Genomic DNA, 1293 nt, shown 5'->3' with positions numbered 1-1293 from the left:
CTGAGGGGCCACGGTGATTCCGGACAGCTGTGTTATGAGCGCAGCCTATGCGGCCGTCTGGGTTGAAAGGGCCTCGTTGAGAACCTCCAGGGGCGGCCGGTAACCGAGCGCCGAGTGCAGGCGCCGACGGTTGTAGAACCCTTCGATGTAGCGGATGACCTGGCTTTTCGCCTTGGCCCGGGTGGTGAAGACGAAACGGTGCAGCCACTCGTTCTTGATCGCGCTGAAGAACGACTCGGCCATCGCGTTGTCGTAGCAGATGCCGGTGCGGCCGACCGAGCGGCGGATGTCCAGGCCGGTCAGGAACCGGCCGAACTCGTCGCTGGTGTAATTCGAGCCGCGGTCGCTATGGAACACGGCACCAGGCTGGAGCAGTCCGGTGCCGTCGGCCATCCGGATCGCGTCCTTGATCAGCTCGGTGCGGTAGTGGTCGGCCATCGCCCAGCCCAGCACCGCCTTGCTGTGACAGTCGATCACCGTGGCCAGATACAGGAAGCCCTCCCAGGTCCGGACGTAGGTGATGTCGCCGACCAGCTTGACGCCCAGCCGATCAGCGGTGAAGTCACGGCCGATCAAGTCGGGGATGCCGCGCAACTCACCGTCTTGCACGGTGGTGACCGGCCGGAAGGCGCGTGCCTGGGCCGGGAGGAGGCCCTGCTCGCGCATCAGGGCACGGACCAGCTCGGCCGAGCAGTGCTCGCCGCGACGGGCCAGGGCGGCGTGCACCCGCCGATAGCCGTAGGTCTCATGCGCGTCGGCGAAGATCTCGGCGACCAGCGCGGCCAGCAGCGCGCGGCGTTGCGCGGTGGCCGAGGCCGGCCGCTCGCGCCACTCGTAGTAGCCCGAGCGGGACACGCCGAGCCAGGCGCACATTTTCACGATCGAGTGACGAGCCTTCTCCGCGTCGATGAGCTCGTACTTGGCGAGCGTCATCGAGTCTCGGCCGCGAAGAAGGCGGCCGCTTTTTTCAGGAAGATCAACTTCTCGCGCAGCTCGGCGTTCTCCCGCTCCAGCTCCCGGATTCGGGCCCGGTCCGGCCCGGCAACCGGCCCCGGCTGCTCGTCCTGAGCGTTCACGATCCGATGCCGGTTCACCCAGCTGCCCAGGGTGCTGGCGTTGATCCCGAACTCGCGCGCCACCGACGCGACCGTCCGATCACCCTCCAGCACCATGCGGACGGCCTCGTCCTTGAACTCCGGCGAGAACTGCCTACGACGCCTCGTCACGTACCTACCTCTTCCAGACTTCTGTCAGCTTATGTAGCCGACTGTCCGGAATCTGCTGGGCACCTCA

At 66.7% G+C, this 1293-nt stretch carries 1 protein-coding gene; it reads right to left on the bottom strand.

Translation table 11 applies throughout. The annotated features are described in order from the left end of the window. Window positions 1-45 precede the first annotated feature (45 nt). A protein-coding gene (locus ACWCSU_RS52815; RefSeq protein WP_449945263.1) for an IS3 family transposase occupies window positions 46-1226 on the bottom strand; the annotation gives its coding sequence in 2 pieces (ribosomal slippage) (window positions 46-962 and window positions 962-1226; 1182 coding nt in all). Between the last annotated feature and the right edge of the window lie 67 nt (window positions 1227-1293).

The organism is Nonomuraea sp. NPDC001699 (assembly GCF_053596455.1).
This window is presented reverse-complemented; position numbering and strand designations above follow the sequence as displayed.